Origin of the sequence: Faecalibacterium sp. Marseille-P9590, from assembly GCF_017377665.1 — a bacterium.
GTDB lineage: Bacteria > Bacillota > Clostridia > Oscillospirales > Ruminococcaceae > Faecalibacterium.
The window spans coordinates 1-967 of sequence record NZ_JAFREF010000025.1; the positions used below are offsets into that span (position 1 = coordinate 1).

Annotated in this window: 1 protein-coding gene; it reads left to right on the forward strand. The window is 56.4% G+C overall.

The features are described 5' to 3' along the window. Positions 1-46: 46 nt before the first annotated feature. Positions 47-967: MobQ family relaxase (mobQ, locus tag J3349_RS13950; RefSeq protein ID WP_207677827.1), on the forward strand; the 921-nt coding region annotated here is incomplete at its 3' end.

The window sequence follows — 967 nt, forward strand, 5'->3', positions numbered from 1 at the left end:
CAAGAGCAATCTTGCTGGGCGGTCTTTTTGTTTGGGGGTGATGCCTATTCCGTGTCCGCATTTCAAAATCACCATCGTCAAGCGCAGCCAAGGGCAGTCCGCCGTTGCCGGGGCCGCTTACCAGAGCGGCGAACGGCTGTTCAGCGAGTACGACCAGAAAACGAAATTCTACAACAAGAAGAAAGAGCTTGTCCACGCCGAGATCATGCTGCCGTCCCATGCGCCGCCCGGATTTGCAGACAGGCAAAACCTCTGGAACGCCGTAGAAGCCGTGGAGAACCAGTGGAACTCCCAGCTTGCCCGGCGCATCGTGCTGGCGTTCCCGGTAGAGGTGCCGAAGGAACAGTATCTTCCCATGCTCAAAGAATTTTGCAACGAGCAGTTTGTTTCCAAAGGGATGATCGCTGACTTTGCCATCCACGACAAGGGAGATGGAAACCCACACGCCCACATTCTGCTGACGCTCCGGGCAATGGATGAACACGGCAAGTGGCTCCCGAAAGCCCGAAAGGTGTACGACCTTGACGAGAACGGCGAGCGCATCCGGCTCCCTTCTGGCAACTGGAAATGTCACAAGGAAAACACGGTGGACTGGAACGACCAGAAGTACGCCGAGGTCTGGCGGCATGGCTGGGAGACCATCACCAACCGCTATCTGGAAGCTGCTGGCAGACCAGAACGTGTTGACCTGCGCTCCTTTGAGCGGCAGGGCATCCAGCAGATACCGACCGTCCATCTCGGCCCCGCTGCACACCAGATGGAAAAGCGTGGAGTGGAAACCGTTCTCGGCAACCTGAACCGGGATATTCGTGCAGCCAACAGCCTGATGCAGTCCATCCGCAGCGCAATCCGTGGGCTGCAACGCTGGATCGCAGACCTGAACGAAAAGAAGCAGCTTCTTCTGGATGCTCTAGAAAAAGCAAAAGAACCCACGCTTTCTGATTTGCTGGTGGACTACTTCAATCTC